The 4,422-nt window shown below is 72.3% G+C and carries 4 protein-coding genes; all 4 read right to left on the minus strand.

All coding sequences use genetic code 11. From position 1 onward, the window contains the following. On the minus strand, positions 1–268 hold a 268-nt coding region (locus VFZ20_RS20080; protein WP_329685721.1), incomplete at its 3' end, for a hypothetical protein. A gap of 105 nt (positions 269–373) precedes the next feature. Continuing rightward, positions 374–877, minus strand: coding sequence for a DinB family protein (locus VFZ20_RS20085; protein WP_329685722.1), 504 nt, complete (start codon positions 875–877; stop codon positions 374–376). Positions 878–889: 12 nt separating this feature from the next. Beyond that, the gene (locus tag VFZ20_RS20090; RefSeq protein WP_329685723.1) at positions 890–1,432 is read right to left on the minus strand and encodes a DinB family protein; all 543 of its coding nucleotides are present in this window, start codon (positions 1,430–1,432) and stop codon (positions 890–892) included. 678 nt (positions 1,433–2,110) lie between these two features. Further along, positions 2,111–4,066 carry a S9 family peptidase gene (locus VFZ20_RS20095; RefSeq protein WP_329685724.1) on the minus strand — a complete coding sequence of 652 codons (1,956 nt, stop codon included), beginning with the start codon at positions 4,064–4,066 and terminating at the stop codon, positions 2,111–2,113. Between the last annotated feature and the right edge of the window lie 356 nt (positions 4,067–4,422).

Consider the following 4,422-nt stretch of genomic DNA (forward strand, 5'->3'; position numbering starts at 1 on the left):
GAATAGGGAATAGGGAATAGGGAATAGGGAATAGGGAATAGCGGGCCACTGCTGAACGGCGGGGGACAGGGGACAGGTTACAGGGGACAGCCGGCAGGCGTTGGAGCGCGGCCGCGTCGTAGTTCGCGGGGCGCAGGACGAACGACGCGGCGTCGCCACGGGCGGCGGCCCACGCGAGCGCGACGCGGTACATGGCCAGCGAGTCGTCCGGATCCGTGCCGATCTCGGTGATGACGTACCGCCGCGTGCCGTCGCTCCGTTCCGTCATCGGGTGCGTCGCGCGGGTCGGGGAAGGTGCGGAACGCAGACGTCCATCATCCCCGGTCCGCCGTCTCCCCGGGATGATGGACGATGCATGGACGCGGACCGGAGATCAACCCGCGAGGCTGCGTTCCCGCACCTCTTCGGACGTCAGCCCGTACAGCGGCGGCGTGGGGACGCCCAGCAGGTTGAGCATCAGGTACATCTGTCCGCGGTGGTGGACCTCGTGCTCCACCATGGACCGCAGCCACTTCCACGCGGGCATGGACGCGCCGCCGGGCGTGGTGCAGCGCGTCTGCAGGCCCTCGGGGGTGAGCGCGCGGAAGATCTCCTGGGACTCCGCGTGCATGCGGTCGCGGTACGCCATCACCGCGTCGAAGCCCTCCGCCAGCTCGGGGCCGTGGCCGGGGTAGCGGCTGGGGCGCCCGGCCACGTTCTCGGCGAACATCCACCGTTCGATGGCGGCCAGGTGGCGCACCGTGTCGCCGAGGGAGAAGGTGCCCTCGCGCGGCCGCCACTCCAGCCGGTCCGGCGGGATGCACGCGGCCACGCGCCCCGTGCGCTCATGGACGCGGCCAAGGTAGTCCAGGAACGGCTCGACCGTCGTGATCTCCATCGGCCGCCCCCCTCAGACCGCCGCGGCGGTGGCCGGTGCGTCGGCCAGGTAGCGCTCGCGCAGCAGGGCTACGTGGTGCAGCTCGTGCCCGGCGATGATCCACGCCAGGGCGCGGGCGGAGACGGGGCCGCCGCTGGCCGTGCCCGTGCGGGCGAACGCGTCGTCGCTCAGGGCGCGGAACATGGCCAGGTTGCCCAGGCGTACGTGCTGGAGCTCGTCCGCCAGGTCCGCCAGGGTGCGCGACTCGGCGCCCGCGTTCTCGGCGTAGGCGTTCTCGTCGAAGCTGGACAGGGGCGTGGCGTCGCCGCGGGCAATGCGCAGGGCGCGGTAGGCAAAGATGCGCTCGGCGTCGATCACGTGGGCCAGCACCTCGCGGATGGTCCACTTGCCGGGCGCGTAGCGGTGGCCGCCGCGGGACTCGTCCAGGCCGCGGACCAGGGAGAGCGTGTCGTCGAGCTGGGTGCGCAGCGTCTGGAGCAGGTCGCCGTCGGGGACGCGGTCGATGTACTTGGCGTAGTACGGCAGGTGCTCGGATGCGTCGGGTCTCGGGATCATCGGCGGGTGGGGTGCGGGTGCGCGGAGGGTCCATCGTCCGATGCGCACACGATACATGCGCCACCCTCCGAGGGATAGCGAACGAGCGTCCGCTCAGGGGATGCGGTGGAGGAGATGACGGAGAAGCCAGAGACAAGAGGTGAGGGTGGCGATCGCGATGAGAGCACGTGCCGTGGAGGCTGGTCCCCAGCCCCGGCGATTGAAATCGCGGCACCGGAAACGTGATGTCGGCCTGCGCCGACGGTTCATCCGGGGGCGGGGCGGGTGCACCGGGGAGGGGTTCAGGAGGGTGGGTTCGCGAGGAGGCGGGTTCAGAGCCCGCGGCAGCCACCCAGCCCCCGGATGAATTCGCGGCTTCGCGGCTATGAACCCGCAATGTCGGCCTTCGCCGACAGTTCATCCGGGGGCGTGGCGGGTGCACCGTGGCGGGGTTCGTGCCGGGTGGAACGCCGCCTTCGTGCGGGAGGCGGACGCCCGGTCGGTTGAAGCCTCGTTCGCAGAGCGCGTCGGCGCGAGACGGGGCTTACCGCTGTCCGAGCGGCGGGTTTACCCGCTCAGGCTGGGGGCGCGCCTCTCTGCAACCAACCCAAACCCGCGCAATCCGCCGTTGCCGGCTGTCCCCTGTCCCCGTGACCCGCAGTTCAAGCAGTTCGCCCGCTATTCCCTATTCCCTATTCCCTATTCCCTATTCCCTATTCCCTGCAGTCCCAGCATCTGCCCCGCCATGAACCGCCGCAGGTCCTGCCGATAGTACCGGCCCACCGGGTCCGGCGGGTTGTGCGGCGCGCCGGGGATCACCAGCAGCTCGAAGCGCTTGTCCGCCGCGATGAGCGCATTGATCATCCGCATCGTCGTGCTGAACGGCGCGTTCACGTCGCTCGTGCCGTGCATGATCTTGAGCGGCCCCGCCAGGTTCGCCGCCAGCGCCGGGTTGGACGCCGCCGCGTACCCCGCCGGGTTCTCCGACGGCAGCCCCATGTGCGGCTCGTTGATCACGGCCAGCTCCGTCACGTCGCCCGGCGCGCCGGCGTACCCCGCGCGAAAGAACTCCGGCGCCGTCAGCATCCCCCGCAGCGCGAAGTAGCCGCCCCACGAGTGGCCGGCGATCCCCGCGCGCGACAGGTCCATCCACGGCCGCGTCCCCGCCGCCCCGCGCAGGGCCGCCACGTGGTCCGCGATCTCCATCTGCCCCACGCGGCCGTACGTCGCGTCCTGGAACGCCTTGCTGCGCCCCGGCGTGCCGCGCCCGTCCACCATCACCACCACCAGCCCCATCTGCGCCAGCGACGCGGCGATGCGCTGCATGGAGATCGTGGGCGCGTACTCCTTCTGCACGGCGGAAAGGAAGGGGCCGGCGTAGATGTAGTCCACCACGGGGTAGCGCCGCGCGGGATCGAAGTCCGTCGGGGTGTAGATGACCCCGTGGATCTCCGTCGTGCCGTCCGCCGCCATCGCGCGGAACGGTTCCGGCGGCCGATGCCCCAGCGCCGCCAGCCGCGCCGTGTCCGCCGTCTCCAGCCGCGCGACGGTCGTCCCGTCCGCGCGGCGCAGGTCCGTGGCGTAGGGGCGATCGATGCTGGAGTGCACGTCCAGGAACGTCCGGCCGCTGGGAGAGAACTGGATGTCGTGCATCCCCGGCTCGCGCGTCAGCGCCCGCAGCGCGCCGCCGTTGCGGTCGATCGCGTACAGGTGCTGGTCGTACGGCCGCGCGGCGTCGGCGGAGGCGATGACGTACATCCGCCCCGACGCGGGGTCCACGCGCGCCACACGGTGCACGGGGAAGGCGCCGGAGGTCAGCTGCCGCGGCGCGCCGCCGTCCCAGCCGTGGCGGTAGAGGTGACGCCAGCCGTCCCGCTCCGAGAACCAGAGAAAGCCGGAGCCATCCGGCAGCACCGTCACCTGGTTCACCCACCCGCCCGTGGCGAAGTCCAGCGCGGCCACGGACGTCTCCGGCCGCGCGTCGCGGGCCAGCGGCCGGCTGCGCCCCGTCCGCGGGTCCACGGCGAAGAGCGCCATCTCCTTGCCCGTGCGCGTCATGCGGATCACCAGCAGCTCCGCCGGCTCCGCGCGCCAGCCGGCGACCCAGACGTACGCGTCGCGCGTGTCCAGGTCCGCCGCGCGCAGGCCGCCGGAGTCCGCGTCCACCACCTGGACGGTCATCACGGGCAGCGGCGTGCCGGACTTGGGATACTCCACGGGCTCCACGCGCTCCATGGGCGTGGAGTAGTCGATGACGGGCACCGTGTGCACGCCGTCCGAAACCGAGCGGATCGCGGCGAACCAGCGGCCGCCGGGGTGCCATCCGCCCGGCACCACCTGCCACGTCGTGTCGCGCCCGTCCGTCAGCCGCGCGGCGTCGCCGCCGTCGGAGCGCAGGATGCGCAGGGTGGCGCCGTCGCGCGCGATCCGGTTCAGCCCGGGCGGGGTGGGCTGAGGCGGACGCTGCTCCGGCGCGACGGGCGCGGAGGTGCCGCGGAGGGCATCCACCCGCAGCCACTGCCCCGCGTTGGGCCCGGCCTCCGCGCGGTAGACGAACGCCTCCTCGCCCGGCACCCACACGGGCCGCACGCGCCCGCCGGCCAGCGTCCGCAGCGCCTCGTGATACGTCTCCGCCCGCTCCAGGCGCGCGTCCATGTCCGGCACCTGCGCGCGCGCCGCCCCTGGCGCAATGAGCGCGATCGACGCGATGCAGCGGACCAGGATCGAGCGCGCCCGGCCGAGTCGGCGGACAGGGGGATGAGAATCGGCGGATCGCATCATGGGAAGCGGAGGAGGAAAGATTCGGATGCTCTGCCCGGACGGTGAGACGCCGCACGCGCCGCGTATGTTGCCGACAATGTAGTCGACGCGCTGACTCGCATCCACTCCCTTCCGCCCGACCCGCCCGACCCGCCCGACCCGCCCGACCCGCCCGACCCGCGCGGTCCCGCGGACCGAAGAGGGCGATGGCGGTAAGCGAATGCCTGATGCCGCGTGGGGCGAATGCTCTT

The sequence above is a fragment of the Longimicrobium sp. genome, assembly GCF_036280135.1.
Taxonomy (GTDB): domain Bacteria; phylum Gemmatimonadota; class Gemmatimonadetes; order Longimicrobiales; family Longimicrobiaceae; genus Longimicrobium.

What these genes read in the sequence shown, in the direction of transcription:
- VFZ20_RS20085 (WP_329685722.1), bottom strand. Translation starts at nt 877, where the DNA reads ATGGAGATCACGACGGTCGAGCCGTTCCTGGACTACCTTGGCCGCGTC.
- VFZ20_RS20090 (WP_329685723.1), bottom strand. Translation starts at nt 1,432, where the DNA reads ATGATCCCGAGACCCGACGCATCCGAGCACCTGCCGTACTACGCCAAG.
- VFZ20_RS20095 (WP_329685724.1), bottom strand. Translation starts at nt 4,066, where the DNA reads ATGGACGCGCGCCTGGAGCGGGCGGAGACGTATCACGAGGCGCTGCGG.